Annotated in this window: 11 protein-coding genes and 2 rRNA genes; 6 read left to right on the forward strand and 7 right to left on the reverse strand. The window is 36.3% G+C overall.

Annotated elements, in window-relative coordinates; translation table 11 throughout:
• Positions 1-56: 56 nt before the first annotated feature.
• From QWY92_RS12030 to lspA, 3 genes are all read left to right on the forward strand, one after another.
• On the forward strand, positions 57-1,613 hold the full coding sequence (locus QWY92_RS12030) for an NAD(P)/FAD-dependent oxidoreductase (RefSeq protein WP_290271553.1): 1,557 nt from the start codon (positions 57-59) through the stop codon (positions 1,611-1,613).
• A 105-nt stretch (positions 1,614-1,718) separates the two neighbouring features.
• Positions 1,719-2,612, forward strand: coding sequence for an ACP S-malonyltransferase (gene fabD / locus QWY92_RS12035; protein ID WP_290271555.1), 894 nt, complete (start codon positions 1,719-1,721; stop codon positions 2,610-2,612).
• Positions 2,613-3,125, forward strand: coding sequence for a signal peptidase II (gene lspA / locus QWY92_RS12040; RefSeq protein WP_290271558.1), 513 nt, complete (start codon positions 2,613-2,615; stop codon positions 3,123-3,125).
• Between the two features lie 88 nt (positions 3,126-3,213).
• On the opposite strand, the gene galE is transcribed toward lspA, so the two are convergent.
• Both galE and QWY92_RS12050 read right to left on the reverse strand, forming a co-directional pair.
• On the reverse strand, positions 3,214-4,236 hold the full coding sequence (gene galE / locus QWY92_RS12045) for a UDP-glucose 4-epimerase GalE (RefSeq protein WP_290271561.1): 1,023 nt from the start codon (positions 4,234-4,236) through the stop codon (positions 3,214-3,216).
• Positions 4,229-5,362, reverse strand: coding sequence for a DegT/DnrJ/EryC1/StrS family aminotransferase (locus tag QWY92_RS12050; protein ID WP_290271563.1), 1,134 nt, complete (start codon positions 5,360-5,362; stop codon positions 4,229-4,231). Before QWY92_RS12050 ends, galE begins: the two co-directional genes overlap by 8 nt.
• Before the next feature lie 150 nt (positions 5,363-5,512).
• Here QWY92_RS12050 and QWY92_RS12055 point away from each other — a divergent pair, with 150 nt between their 5' ends.
• From QWY92_RS12055 to QWY92_RS12065, 3 genes are all read left to right on the forward strand, one after another.
• The gene (locus QWY92_RS12055; RefSeq protein ID WP_290271565.1) at positions 5,513-6,748 is read left to right on the forward strand and encodes a 3-deoxy-D-manno-octulosonic acid transferase; all 1,236 of its coding nucleotides are present in this window, start codon (positions 5,513-5,515) and stop codon (positions 6,746-6,748) included.
• A 103-nt stretch (positions 6,749-6,851) separates the two neighbouring features.
• Positions 6,852-7,289 carry a hypothetical protein gene (locus QWY92_RS12060; protein ID WP_290271567.1) on the forward strand — a complete coding sequence of 146 codons (438 nt, stop codon included), beginning with the start codon at positions 6,852-6,854 and terminating at the stop codon, positions 7,287-7,289.
• A 290-nt stretch (positions 7,290-7,579) separates the two neighbouring features.
• On the forward strand, positions 7,580-7,729 hold the full coding sequence (locus tag QWY92_RS12065; RefSeq protein ID WP_290271569.1) for a hypothetical protein: 150 nt from the start codon (positions 7,580-7,582) through the stop codon (positions 7,727-7,729).
• A 103-nt stretch (positions 7,730-7,832) separates the two neighbouring features.
• Here QWY92_RS12065 and QWY92_RS12070 read toward each other — a convergent pair whose 3' ends face one another.
• The 5 genes from QWY92_RS12070 to QWY92_RS12090 all read right to left on the reverse strand — a co-directional run.
• Positions 7,833-8,519 carry an NUDIX hydrolase gene (locus tag QWY92_RS12070; protein ID WP_290271570.1) on the reverse strand — a complete coding sequence of 229 codons (687 nt, stop codon included), beginning with the start codon at positions 8,517-8,519 and terminating at the stop codon, positions 7,833-7,835.
• A 40-nt stretch (positions 8,520-8,559) separates the two neighbouring features.
• A complete protein-coding gene (fsa, locus tag QWY92_RS12075; RefSeq protein ID WP_290271572.1) occupies positions 8,560-9,216 on the reverse strand; it encodes a fructose-6-phosphate aldolase in 657 nt (218 codons plus the stop codon).
• Between the two features lie 12 nt (positions 9,217-9,228).
• On the reverse strand, positions 9,229-11,265 hold the full coding sequence (locus tag QWY92_RS12080; RefSeq protein WP_290271573.1) for a transketolase family protein: 2,037 nt from the start codon (positions 11,263-11,265) through the stop codon (positions 9,229-9,231).
• Positions 11,266-11,927: 662 nt separating this feature from the next.
• Positions 11,928-12,035: ribosomal RNA gene (gene rrf / locus QWY92_RS12085) — 5S ribosomal RNA — on the reverse strand.
• A gap of 141 nt (positions 12,036-12,176) precedes the next feature.
• Positions 12,177-13,274 (reverse strand): 23S ribosomal RNA (locus tag QWY92_RS12090); the annotation flags it as partial.

Genomic DNA, 13,274 nt, shown 5'->3' on the forward strand with positions numbered 1-13,274 from the left:
AACTTAACTTTTATAGCAAATTCCGTTATTAAACTTCAGGTTTAACACCTCTATCTATGGTAAAAGAAATACAACTTCGTATTACATTAAAGGAAGAAGAACGCAGCGATATTCTCATTTTAAAATCGGCACGTGTACTCGACATAGACCGCCAAGATATTACGGGTGTTAAAGTATTACGAAAATCTATAGATGCTCGAAAACCAAAAATAATCCTAAATTATAAAGTGGCTGTTTACATTCGTGAAGCCTTGCCAAAAACATCGGATTATAAATTTGATTATAAAGATGTTTCAGCAGCAAAACCCGTGCACATTATAGGTTTTGGTCCTGCCGGAATGTATGCTGCTTTGCGTTGCATTGAACTGGGTTTCAAACCCATTGTTCTGGAGCGTGGAAAAAATGTAAAAGATAGAAGAAGGGATTTAAAAGCCATAAATCAAGATCACTTTGTAAACGAAGATTCTAACTATTGCTTTGGAGAAGGCGGTGCCGGAACTTATAGCGATGGAAAATTATACACCCGAAGTTTAAAACGTGGCGATGTACGCCGTATTTTTGAGAACCTTGTTTTTCATGGTGCTACCGATCAAATTCTGGTAGATGCACACCCGCATATTGGCACCAATAAATTGCCAAAAGTGGTACAGAACATTCGAGAAACCATTATAAATTTTGGAGGCGAAGTTCATTTTGAAACTCGCGTTACTGATTTCGTTATAAAAAACAACAGTATACAAGCCATACAGCTTCAAAACGATAAAGAATTACCTGTTGAAAAGGTCATTTTAGCTACTGGACATTCCGCTCGTGATATCTTTTATTTACTGCATAAAAAACAAATTGCTTTAGAGGCAAAGTCCTTTGCTATGGGAGTTCGTGTAGAACATCCTCAACATATTATCGATTCTATTCAATATCATTGTTCTGGCGAGCGTCACGAATTATTACCCGCAGCATCTTACGGCTTGGTACAACAAGTTAACGACCGCGGTGTATATTCGTTTTGCATGTGTCCTGGCGGATTTATTGTTCCGGCTGCGACCGCAAATGGTGAAGTGGTTGTAAATGGCATGTCGCCTTCCAAACGGAATAATTTATATGCCAATTCGGGCATTGTAGTCGAAATTGATGTCCATAAAGATTTACCTAAATATGAGAAATTTGGAGCTTTAAAAGGTTTAGAATATCAGAAAAATTTAGAACGCTTAGCTTTTACTGCTGGTGGAAGAAGTCAAGTAGCACCCGCCCAACGTTTAACCGATTTTGTTGAAGGTTATTTATCGACAGATTTAAACGACACATCTTATCAGCCCGGTTTAAACTCAGCACCATTACATTCACTTTTACCTAAATTAATAGGTAACCGATTACGAAAAGGTTTTCAGGCCTTCGGACAAAAAATGAATGGTTATTACACCTCTGAAGCCAATATTGTTGGTGTAGAATCAAGAACATCATCCCCTGTTTCTATTCCTCGGAAAGAAAATTTAGCTCATCCACAAATATCAAATTTATTTCCTTGTGGAGAAGGCGGAGGTTATGCTGGTGGCATTGTTTCGGCCGCCATGGATGGCGAACGTTGTGCTGAAGCTGCTACTGGAAATTTATAGTTTACCAAAATAGAATTAATTTTATTGTAAACTCCGCTAAAATTATTAAAACCATTGATAATAGCCAATAATTACTATTTTTGCAACACTTTAAAACAACCAAATATGAATGCATATATTTTCCCAGGTCAAGGCGCACAATTTTCAGGAATGGGTTTAGACCTTTATGAAAACTCACCTTTAGCACAAAGTTTATTTGAAAAAGCTAACACTATTTTAGGCTTTCACATTACAGACATTATGTTTGAAGGCACTCCGGAAGCCTTAAAAGAAACTAAAGTAACTCAACCCGCTATATTTTTACATTCGGTAATTTTAGCCAAAACTTTAGGAGATAGTTTTAAACCAGATATGGTAGCGGGACATTCATTAGGTGAATTTTCGGCATTAGTAGCTGCAGGAGCATTAACTTTTGAAGACGGATTGAAACTGGTTTCGCAACGTGCTATTGCTATGCAAAAAGCTTGCGAAATACAACCAAGCACCATGGCAGCCGTATTAGGTTTAGAAGATGCTGTTGTAGAAAAAGTATGCGAAAGCATCGACGGTGTTGTGGTTGCTGCAAACTATAACTGCCCAGGTCAATTAGTGATTTCGGGAGAGATTGACGCTATAAACAAAGCATGCGAGGCTTTAAAAGAAGCTGGAGCGCGACGTGCTTTAGTATTACCTGTTGGAGGTGCTTTTCACTCACCAATGATGGAACCTGCTCGAGAAGAGTTAGCCGCGGCTATTGAAAACACAACATTTAGCAAACCAAATTGCCCAATTTATCAAAACGTAACAGCAAGCGCTACTACGGATGAATCGGAAATAAAAGCAAACTTAATCTCACAACTTACAGCTCCTGTGCGTTGGACACAATCGGTGCAACAAATGATAAATGACGGTGCTACTTTATTTACTGAAGTTGGCCCTGGAAAAGTATTACAAGGTTTGGTAAAGAAAATAAATAGAGCTTCGGAAACAGCTTCTGCAACTTTAGAAACCAATAACTAAATGAAATTATCAAAACGCTCGATCTATATTTATGCCGTTATTCTTTTAACCATTGCTGTAGATCAAATTTCTAAAATAGTAGTTAGAAATAATATTGTTGGCAGAACTAATATTAACCCTGGTGAACGTATTTCAGTAATTGGAGATGCTTTCATTTTAATGAATGTTGAAAACACTGGTGCTTTTTTAGGTATGGGAAGTGATTTAAACCCAACGCTTAGAATTATTTTACTACTTGCCCTTCCTATCATTGTTTTAGCATTTGTGCTACGCCATATTTTAAAAGATAAAAGTTTAGACAATTGGTCTCTTTTTGCTTTTGCTAGTATTATTGGTGGTGGTATTGCCAATGTTTACGACAGAATAGTTTATGGATCGGTAACCGATTTTTTCTTTATAGATTTAGGAGGTGTTTTTAGAACAGGTATTTTCAACATGGCCGATTTATCGGTAACTACCGGTATGATTATCCTTGTTTTCATGAGTTTTAAGAAAAAGAAAACAGAAGTTTAATTTATTTTTATAAAATAGAAAAAGCCGTTTGAAATAATTTTCAAACGGCTTTTTTATGTATTAGAAATACGTACTAATATGGTTAATATTATTTGCTACGTACTTTTTGTTCCCATTTCCAAGCTGAGCTCATGGCGTCGTCTAATGACAATTCAGTTTTCCAACCTAATTCATCATTCGCTTTATTAGTATCGGCGTAAGCAGAAATAATATCGCCTTCTCTTCGACCTACAATTTTATAATTCAGTTTTTCACCTGATACTTTTTCGAAAGATTTTACAACCTCTAAAACAGAACTTCCTTTTCCGGTACCTAAGTTAAACGTTTCGTAATTCGCTTTATTTTTATTTCCTAATAAACGCTTTAAAGCAATAACGTGTGCTTTTGCTAAATCGACTACATGAATATAATCACGGATACAAGTCCCATCTGGCGTTGGATAATCTTCACCAAAAACAGATAATTCTTTACGCAATCCCATAGCGGTTTGTGTAATAAAAGGCACTAGATTTTGTGGTACGCCAATTGGTAATTCTCCAATTTCAACAGATTCATGCGCTCCAACCGGATTGAAATAACGTAAAGCAATCGCTTTTAAGCTTGGTGTTACTTTACACGTATCTTGAATAATTTCCTCACCAATTTGTTTGGTGTTTCCGTAAGGTGATTCTGCTTGTTTTACAGGTGCATTTTCGGTAATTGGTAACTCATCCGCTTGTCCGTAAACGGTACAAGATGAGCTAAAAATAAACCCTGCCGATGGTAATTTTCTTAATTCCTTAAGAATATATACCAAGGTACTAATATTGTTTTCATAGTATAGTAAAGGCTCTTTCACACTTTCACCAACGGCTTTACTCGCTGCAAAATGAATCACACCTTTTACATCGCTATGTTTTGCAAAAAAGGCTTCAACTTTAGATTTTTCTTTTAAATCTAATTTTTCAAAAATGGGTGTTTTACCAGTAATCGCAGTGATACCATCTAAAACTTTTTCCGAAGAATTTGATAAATCATCAATAATAACAACCTCGTAGCCTTCGTTTTGTAATTCTACAACCGTGTGCGAACCAATAAACCCGAGTCCGCCAGTAACTAATATCTTATCCATTTATAAAATTTATAATTGTTGATGTTATGTATTCTATTTGATCTGCTTCTAATTCAGTATGCATTGGCAATGAAATAACATCCTTAACCAACTGATTGGTAACCGTAAAATCGGCTTCATTATAACGCTCGTCCACATAGGCTTTTTGCTTATGTAACGGAATTGGGTAATACACACCACAAGGAATCTCTTTTTCGTTTAAATGTTTTGCCAAAGCATCACGATCGGCACCATGAATTCTTAAAGTATATTGGTGAAACACATGACTATCATCATCACCGTTTCTAAAAGGTGTTACCACATTATCTATAGCTTTAAACGCTTCGTCATATTGCTTTGCTGCAGCAATTCTGCTCGCATTGTAAAGATCTAAAAGCGGTAATTTCGCATTTAAAACAGCTGCTTGAATACTGTCTAAACGAGAATTCACCCCTACTACATCATGATGATAACGCTCGTACATACCGTGGTTTACAATACCCCTAATAGTATGTGCTAAAGCATCATCATTAGTAAAAATAGCCCCACCATCTCCATAACAACCTAAGTTTTTAGATGGAAAAAATGAAGTAGCTCCAACGTTTCCAATGGTTCCTGCTTTTACTTTTTTACCGTTTTTATACTTATAATTGGCACCAATAGCTTGGGCATTATCTTCAATAACAAACAAATTATGAGCTTCTGCAAGTTCCATAATAGCTTCCATATCGGCACATTGACCGAATAAATGTACAGGAACAATTGCCTTAGTTTTTGGTGTAATCGCGTTTTTTATGGCTTCTATGTTTATATTGAAATCATCATTATTAACATCGACCAAAACGGGCGTTAGTTGCAGTAAAGCAATAACTTCCACCGTGGCTGCAAACGTAAAATCGGCTGTAATTACCTCGTCACCTGGTTTTAACCCTAAGCCCATCATAGCAATTTGCAAAGCATCGGTACCATTGGCACACGGAATAACGTGTTTTACACCTAAATACTGCTCTAAGTTTTTTTGAAATTCGTGGACTTTTGGTCCGTTTACAAATGCCGTAGTTTCAAGAACTTCCTGTATAGAAGTATTTACGTCATCTTTTATAGTGTTGTACTGACCTTTGAGGTCAACCATTTGAATTTTCTTCATCTAAAATAAATTAAAGCCTTTTTTTTGGTTGAAAGACTTATTTTAATGAACTCCTTTAGTTTATTTAATCTGCAACGAATTTACAAAAATCATTAACGCTAACCAATGAATTTATTTTAAACAGCGTATTTTAGCAACAAAGAAAAAAAGTTGAGTTTTATATACAATCTAGGCATACACCTAACCGACACCGTACTAAAAACCATCGCTCCTTTTAACGATAAGATTAAAAGCGGAGTTATGGGACGCAAAAACACGTTTAGTATTTTAAAAAAACATATTAAAAATGAAGATAAAACGCTTTGGTTTCATTGCGCTTCATTGGGTGAATATGAACAAGGTTTACCCGTCTTTAAAAAATTACGCGAACATTATAAAACACATAAAATTGTACTTTCTTTTTTTTCACCTTCGGGATACGACATCAGAAAGAATTCCCCAATTGTCGATGTCGTTGTTTACATTCCAATAGATACTCAAAACAATGCCAAAACATTTTTAGATATTGTACACCCGGAACTTACCATTTTTGTAAAATATGATATTTGGCCTAATGTTTTAAACGAATTAAAACGACGCCAGTTACGTGCCATTTTAATTTCGGCAGCATTCCGGAAAAATCAATCGTATTTTAAATTCTACGGAAAACAATTAAGAGAAGCATTATTTGCTTTTGAACATATATTTACACAAAACGAAATTTCTAAAACCTTATTAGAAAGTATAAACTATAATAAGGTCTCCGTTTCTGGAGATACCCGCTTCGACCGGGTTATTAGCCAGTTAGAACAAGACAACAAACTCGATTTTATTGAAACGTTTAAAGGCGAAAACCTGTGTATTGTTGCTGGAAGCACTTGGCCTGAAGGCGAAAAATTAATAACAAACTATATAAATACGCATCCTTTAAAACAGGTAAAATTTATAGTTGCTCCACATAATATCAAGGACAACCAGATCAAGCAATTTCAGAAAAATTTGAATGTAGAATCCGTGCTGTATTCAGAAAAAACAGAAGACACGCTTAAAACTGCCCAAGTTTTTATAATAAATGCTATAGGTATTCTTTCAAAAATATATAATTATGCTGATATAGCCTATGTTGGCGGCGCTTTAGGACATACAGGATTACACAATACTTTGGAGCCTGCCGTTTTTGGCGTACCTATAATTATAGGTGGAAATCATAAAGCATTTCCGGAGGCGCAACAAATGATAGATTTAAAAGGGATGTTTGCTGTTGAAAACCAGAGTGATTTTAATAAAATTCTTACACAACTTATTGAAAATTCAACACTTAGAAAGTCGTCAGGCTCAAAAAACGATCAATTTATTAAAAATAATAAAGGTGCTGTGATCCAAATACTCGACCACCTGCGTATATAAGCTATATTTAATATAAAACTTGCAGAAACGAAGCAAATAATGTGAAAGAAATGTTAAAACAAACTAAATTTGCTAGTTGAAATCAAACACTAAAACAAAAACAATGAAAAAATTATTACTAAGTACAGCTTTATTAGTAGCATTAGGTATGTCTTTTACATCATGTAGAGATGAGAAAAAAGCAGATTCAATTGGTGATGCCGTTGAAAACGCTGCTAAAACAACAGGTGAAACTCTTGAAGGTGCTGCTGAAGCAACTGGAGATGCTGTTAAAAATGCAACTGAAGCTACAGGAGAAGCTCTTGAAGATGCTGCTAAAGCAACTGGAAACGCTGTCGATGGCGCTGTTGACGCCGCAGGAAATGCAGTAGACAGTACTGTTGATGCTGCTGAAAAGGCTGCAAACGCAACTGGTGAAGCTGTTGAAGGTGCTGCTAAAGCAACCGGAGATGCCGTTAACAAAACAGTTGATGCTGCTGGCGAAAAATTAAACAAAGCTAAAGAAGCTGTAAAAAACGAAGCAGACAAGCTTAAGCACTAATATATTTAGTACTATAAACTCTTTTAAAACCACCTTTTATAGGTGGTTTTTTTATGTCTTATTTTTAGATAACGAGGAACTATTAATCTGTTTTAGCAGAAGTATTACGTGCTAATTAATTTATTAGAAAAGCATAATAAATTAAGTTATCATCAGTCCATTATGTTACATATTTTATATCATTTGTTACATACTAGATAGTCATTTACCTGTGTAAAAATTAATTTTACTTTAACAAAAGCCCTTGGTTTTACTTTATACAAGTTCAACTTTTAAAACACAAATGTATTATGAGCGAAGCGCAGAACTCCGAGACAGACAGACAAAAAAACCAATCGATATATTTAAGTATCGATCATTTACAGGCTGGAGATTATCAATTAAACATCACGCTTAAAAATAAAGTACTAAAAACGATACCGTTTCATAGAGAAACATAAAGAAGCTATTAATCAACTTGGGAAAAAGGGAATTCAGGACATCCAGTTTATGTTTTCTCTTTTTTTATGAAATAAAAAGTCCTAATAAAAAAAAAGAAATAAATTATAAACTAAAGTTTTTCTCCTTCTCAAATAAACCAGCATCAAACCGATACAAAAAAGCACCTCTTTTAGATTCAGACATATCTTTTTCTTCGAGTCTAACCAAGTAATTCATTTGGGAAACCTTTCTTCGGAAGTTTCTTTTATCTAAAGTTTCATTCAAAATACCTTCATAAAGCGCTTGAAGTTGTGGCAATGTAAATTTTGAAGGTAATAAATTAAAAGCTATAGGAAAGTTACGTACACGACGCCTCAACCGTTTAATAGCAATATCAACCATATCATTATGATCGAAAATAAGTTCAGGAATTTCGGTTACAGGAAACCATTGTGCATTATATCTATTGATTTTATCCTCGCTATATCGCGATTTTAAAATCATAGCACTATAGGTAGTCGATACAATACGATCAAAAGAACAACGATTCACCTTACCAAAGGTTTTTACTTGTTCCATGTAAATATTTTCTAAACCAGACAAATCAAATAGAATCCGATTGGCGGCTTCGTCTAAATCTTCATTGAAGCTAACGATACCGCCAATTAGAGACCATCTTCCCTTTTCGGGATTATCTTTCCTTTTAATTAATAACAACTCTAATTTGTTATCATTAAATCCGAAAATAATACAATCTACCGCTAATTTTATTTGTTGATTATTGTTCTCTGTATCGTTAATATCACTCATGCAGTTAACAAAATAGATTCAACAAATAGATTAAGCAATCTTATTGATTACTTTTATTGTAATCTTCTAAAAACTTAGCTAAACCACTATCCGTTAAAGGGTGCTTTAATAAACCTGTAATTGAAGATAATGGACCTGTCATCACATCAGAACCTAATTTTGCACAGTTAATTACATGCATGGTGTTTCTAATAGATGCAGCTAAAATTTGTGTTTGAAAGCCGTAGTTATCATATATCGTTCTAATTTCATGGATTAGGTTTAAACCATCCGTTGAAATATCGTCTAAACGACCTAAAAACGGCGATACATAAGTCGCTCCTGCTTTTGCTGCCAATAAGGCCTGCCCAGCTGAAAACACTAAAGTTACGTTTGTTCTAATACCTTTATCAGAAAAATATTTACAAGCTTTTACACCGTCGGCAATCATAGGTAATTTAACTACAATTTGAGGATGTAAAGCAGCTAATGCTTCACCTTCTTTCACCATACCTTCAAAATCGGTAGAAATAACTTCGGCAGAAACATCACCTTCCACTAAATCACATATCTTTTGGTAGTGTGCTAAAATGTTTTCAGCACCAGATATACCCTCTTTTGCCATTAACGATGGGTTTGTTGTTACGCCATCTAAAACGCCTAAAGCTTGTGCTTCTGCGATATCGTTAAGGTTTGCTGTGTCAATAAAAAACTTCATAATTTAACTTTTTTATACTGTTTTTAAATATTCTAAAACTTGGTTGCTTACTTTTTCGCCAGTAAAACCAAATTTCTCATCTAATACTTTTGCTGGTGCAGAATAACCAAAATGCTCTAAACCAAACACTTTCCCGCTATCTCCAACCAACCCTTCTAAGTTCACTGGTAAACCTGCTGTTAAACCAAATAATGGTTTGTTTTTAGGAATTACAGAGTTTTGATATTCTTTAGATTGTAATCTGAAAACACCTTCTGAAATTACTGAAGCAATATTCACTTTAAGGCCATTCTTCGATTCTAATATTTCAGCGGCAGCAAACAACGTAGCTACCTCCGATCCATTAGCGATTAAAACCACATCTGGGTTTTCTACCTCCTTAACTAAATATCCACCTTTTTCGGCAGCTAAAGCTTCTTTATATCTAGAATCGCCTTGAGGCTCTAAATCCTTAATACCCTGACGCGAAAGAATTAAACCTGTTGGTGTGTTTTTATTTTCTAAAGCCATTTTCCAAGCTACGCTAGTTTCTGCAGAATCTGCAGGACGTAACGCTAAGAAACTTGGGTTTCCGCTATGGTTCTTTAATTTTTCTAATAAACGAATTTGAGCTTCTTGCTCAATTGGTTGGTGTGTTGGTCCATCTTCACCTACTCTAAAAGCATCATGAGTCCAAACATATTTTACACCTAATTCTTGGATACCACTTAAACGAATGGCTGGTTTCATATAATCTGAAAACACAAAGAATGTTGCTACAACCGGAATAATTCCGCCGTGAAGCGCAATACCGTTAGCAATACATGCCATAGTTAATTCGGCAACACCAGCTTGTAAAAACGATCCTGTAAAATCACCTTTTTGAAGGGCGTGCGTTTTCTTTAAGAAACCATCCGTTTTATCAGAGTTTGATAAATCGGCAGAAGATACAATCATGTTTTCCACATTTTCGGCTAAGTAACCTAAAATACCAGAAGATGCTGCTCTTGTTGCTAAACCTGCTTTATGTACTACTGACTCGAAATCTAATTCTGGTAATTCACCAGAAAGGAAGAAATCTAATTTTGTTGCTAAAGCTTCGTTTGCAGCTCTCCAAGTTGAAATTTCTGCTTTTTTCTCAGCAGCTTGTGCTGTTTTTTCAGCTATAAGATTTGTATAAAACTCCTGAACGTCGTCAAAAATATCAAACGGACTTTCTGGGTTTGCACCTAAATTTAATAAGGTTTTTGTATAATCAGCTCCAGTTGCTCCAATAGGTTGACCGTGTAATTCACAGTGCCCCTCGAACATACTACCGTCTGCTGAAACACAACCTTTACCCATAATAGTTTTACCTATAATTAAGGTTGGTTTTTCAGTTTCATTATTAGCATCAGTTAATGCTTTTCTAATTTCATCGTGGTCATGTCCATCGATAGTCACTACTTTCCATCCCCATGCTTCATATTTCATGGCGGTATCTTCCGTAGTTACTTCATCAGTAGGAGTAGATAATTGAATATCATTAGAGTCGTAAAACATAATAAAGTTATTCAACCCTAAATGTCCTGCAATACGCCCTGCACCTTGAGAAATTTCTTCTTGTACACCACCATCAGAAATAAAACCATATATTTTATGATTCATCCAATCTCCAAAACGAGCTTTTAAAAACTTAGCCGCAATTGCAGCGCCCACACCCATAGTATGGCCCTGACCTAGTGGTCCAGACGTGTTTTCAATACCTCTTTTCACATCCACTTCTGGGTGACCTGGTGTAATAGAACCCCATTGTCTAAAATTAGCAACATCGTCTTTAGCATAGTTTCCTAAAAGGTAATACTGTGCATACATTAACGTTGATAAGTGACCAGCATCCATAAAAAAGCGATCTCTAAACGCCCATGTCATATCAGACGGATCGTAATTAAAGAATTCTGAGTATAAAATGTGCATAAAATCACCTCCACCCATTGGACCACCTGGGTGACCTGAATTTGCTTTTTCTACCATTGCTACAGCTAATGCTCTGATATTATCTGCGGCTTGTTGATCAATTTTCTTGTTCATTTTTAATTTTAGTTAAAATTTTTAGTAACTCTAATTTTAAGGGTTTTATTCATTCAAAGCCAATGAAACATTTCGTTTCTCTAAAGAGCTTTGCAAAAGTAATAATAAAAACATATTTAAGTGTCATCAAAACACTTAAATTGCTAATTACAAATTTCCGCTGTAAAAATACAGCTTCTTAAAAGATACTCCACCATAAAACCAGTTGATTTATACAACAAACCCAATCTAATTGTTAATAAAGTTTATAAACCCTCAGAATTATATAAAACATATCACATTATCGCATGTTTAACCAACGTTTCTTAGGGCAAGTTTTTATTCCCATAAAAACCGGGCTATCCGCTATATCTTTTTATTTAGTTGATTGTTTAATAGTTTTGAACGGGTAGACCTATATTATCTAAAGCGCATACCAGGTTAAAGTCTTTCAACACCATAAAAAGGATGCCGCTACTATCCCTCTTGCAGACTTAGTCCATAATTAAATATATAGCTATATTTTAAGTATCCAGAAGAAGTATCTATTCATAACTTTCGATACATAAAAAAAGAGTGACAAGATGAGACGAACAGCAAGAGTCGTTTTACATCCCCCTTCGTCTTCTTAGATTTAAGTTTAGGGCAAAAAAAATCCTCAACAAATAAATGTTGAGGATTAAAAAAGGCAACGACCTACTCTCCCACAATTGCAGTACCATCGGCGCTAATGGGCTTAACTTCTCTGTTCGGAATGGTAAGAGGTGAGCCCCATCGCTATAACCACCTTAAGCTTTAGTCCCGTACTTGTTACGGGATCTCTTTCTAGTAGCCTTTACGGCATATAAAAAGATAAATATCTTAACATATTGAAACAAAAATCATGAACTTAATTTATATAATGCATTGTATAACTTTTAAAAAAACAGGCGTACAATAAGCCTATGGGTTATTAGTACTACTTGGCTATGACATTACTGCCTTTACACCTATAGCCTATCAACGTGATAATCTTCCACGACCCTTTAAAGAAATCTCATCTTGTGGTGGGTTTCGCGCTTATATGCTTTCAGCGCTTATCCCTTCCCAACGTAGCTACTCAGCAATGCTCCTGGCGGAACAACTGATACACCAGAGGTTAGTCCAACTCGGTCCTCTCGTACTAGAGTCAGATCCACTCAAATTTCTAACGCCCACTGTAGATAGAGACCGAACTGTCTCACGACGTTCTGAACCCAGCTCGCGTGCCACTTTAATGGGCGAACAGCCCAACCCTTGGGACCTTCTCCAGCCCCAGGATGTGACGAGCCGACATCGAGGTGCCAAACCCCCCCGTCGATATGAGCTCTTGGGGGAGATCAGCCTGTTATCCCCGGCGTACCTTTTATCCTTTGAGCGATGGCCCTTCCATACGGAACCACCGGATCACTATGCTCTACTTTCGTACCTGATCGACTTGTAGGTCTCTCAGTCAAGCTCCCTTATGCCATTGCACTCTACACACGATTACCAACCGTATTGAGGGAACCTTTAGAAGCCTCCGTTACTCTTTTGGAGGCGACCACCCCAGTCAAACTACCCACCAAGCACTGTCCCTTCGAAAGAAGGTTAGACTCTAGATAAGCAAAGGGTGGTATTTCAACAATGACTCCACAACGCCTAGCGACGCCGCTTCAAAGTCTCCCACCTATCCTACACATTACTTATCCAAAACCAATACTAAGCTATAGTAAAGGTGCACGGGGTCTTTTCGTCCCACAGCGGGTAATCGGCATCTTCACCGATACTACAATTTCACCGAGCTCATGGCTGAGACAGTGTCCAGATCGTTGCACCATTCGTGCAGGTCGGAACTTACCCGACAAGGAATTTCGCTACCTTAGGACCGTTATAGTTACGGCCGCCGTTTACTGGGGCTTCATTTGAATGCGTCGCCGAAGCTAACATCTCCACTTAACCTTCCAGCACCGGGCAGGTGTCAGGCCATATACATCATCTTTCAATTTAGCATAGCCCTGTGTTTTTGATAA

It is taken from the genome of Algibacter miyuki (assembly GCF_030409805.1).
Lineage (GTDB): Bacteria > Bacteroidota > Bacteroidia > Flavobacteriales > Flavobacteriaceae > Algibacter > Algibacter miyuki.